Source organism: Streptomyces sp. NPDC037389 (assembly GCF_040636475.1).
In the GTDB taxonomy this organism is placed as follows: domain Bacteria; phylum Actinomycetota; class Actinomycetes; order Streptomycetales; family Streptomycetaceae; genus Streptomyces; species Streptomyces hesseae.
Map to the genome: position 1 here is coordinate 1 of NZ_JBEZUS010000061.1, position 1,350 is coordinate 1,350.

The following is a 1,350-nucleotide window of genomic DNA, read 5'->3' on the forward strand; positions in this document are numbered from 1 at the left end:
CGTTGAAGACGCTGGGGATGATGTAGTTGGCGTTGAGTTCGTCTTCGGCGACGACGTCGGCGAGGGCGCGGGCGGCGGCGAGCATCATGTCGGTGTTGACGGTGCGGGACTGGGCGTCGAGCAGGCCGCGGAAGACGCCGGGGAAGACCAGCACGTTGTTGATCTGGTTCGGGAAGTCGCTGCGGCCGGTGGCCACGACGGCGGCGGTCCTGCGGGCGATGCCGGGGTCGACCTCGGGGTCGGGGTTGGCCAGCGCGAAGACGATGCTGTCGGGGGCCATCGCGGCGACGTCGTCGCCGTCGAGGACGTTGGGGGCGGAGACGCCGATGAAGACGTCCGCGCCGCGCACGGCTTCCTTCAGGGTGCCGGTGACGCCTTCGGGGTTGGTGTTGTCCGCGATCCAGCGCAGCGCCGACCCGGGGCCGGCGGAGACGAGGTCGGGGCGGGCGGCGTGGACGACGCCGTGGATGTCGGCGACCACCGCGTGCCGGACCCCGGCGGCGATGAGGAGCTTGAGGATGGCGGTTCCGGCGGCGCCCGCGCCGGACATGACGACCCGTACGTCACCGGTCCGCTTGCCGACGACGCGCAGGGCGTTGGTCAGGGCGGCCAGGACGACGATGGCGGTGCCGTGCTGGTCGTCGTGGAAGACGGGGATGTCCAGGGCCTCGCGCAGGCGGGCTTCGATCTCGAAGCAGCGGGGGGCGGAGATGTCCTCGAGGTTGATGCCGGCGAAGCCGGGGGCGATGGCCTTGACGATCTCGACGATGGCGTCGGAGTCCTGGGTGTCCAGGCAGATCGGCCAGGCGTCGATGCCGGCGAAGCGCTTGAAGAGGGCGGCCTTGCCCTCCATCACGGGCAGGGCGGCCTTGGGGCCGATGTTGCCCAGTCCCAGGACGGCGGAGCCGTCGGTGACCACCGCGACGCTGTTGCGCTTGATGGTCAGGCGGCGGGCGTCCTCGGGGTTCTCCGCGATGGCCATGCACACGCGGGCGACGCCGGGGGTGTAGACCATGGAGAGGTCGTCGCGGTTGCGGATGGGGTGCTTGGAGGCCATCTCGATCTTGCCGCCGAGGTGCATCAGGAACGTGCGGTCGGAGACCTTGCCCAGCGTCACGCCCTCGATACCGCGGAGCTTCTCGACGATCTCGTCGGCGTGCTCGGTCGAGGTGGTGGCCATGGTGACGTCGATACGCAGCTTCTCGTGGCCGGAAGCGGTCACGTCCAGGCCGGTCACGGACCCACCGGAGGACTCCACGGCCGTGGTCAGCTCACTGACCGCGGTCCCCGACACGGGAACCTCCAACCGGACCGTCATCGAATACGAGACGCTGGGCGCCGTTGCCATGG

1 protein-coding gene is annotated in these 1,350 nt (G+C 70.2%); it reads right to left on the reverse strand.

Annotated features, from left to right (window positions below):
- Positions 1-1,348 (reverse strand): NAD-dependent malic enzyme (locus AB0E98_RS33725; RefSeq protein WP_361710306.1); only part of this gene is annotated, 1,348 nt, incomplete at its 3' end.
- Positions 1,349-1,350: the final 2 nt, after the last annotated feature.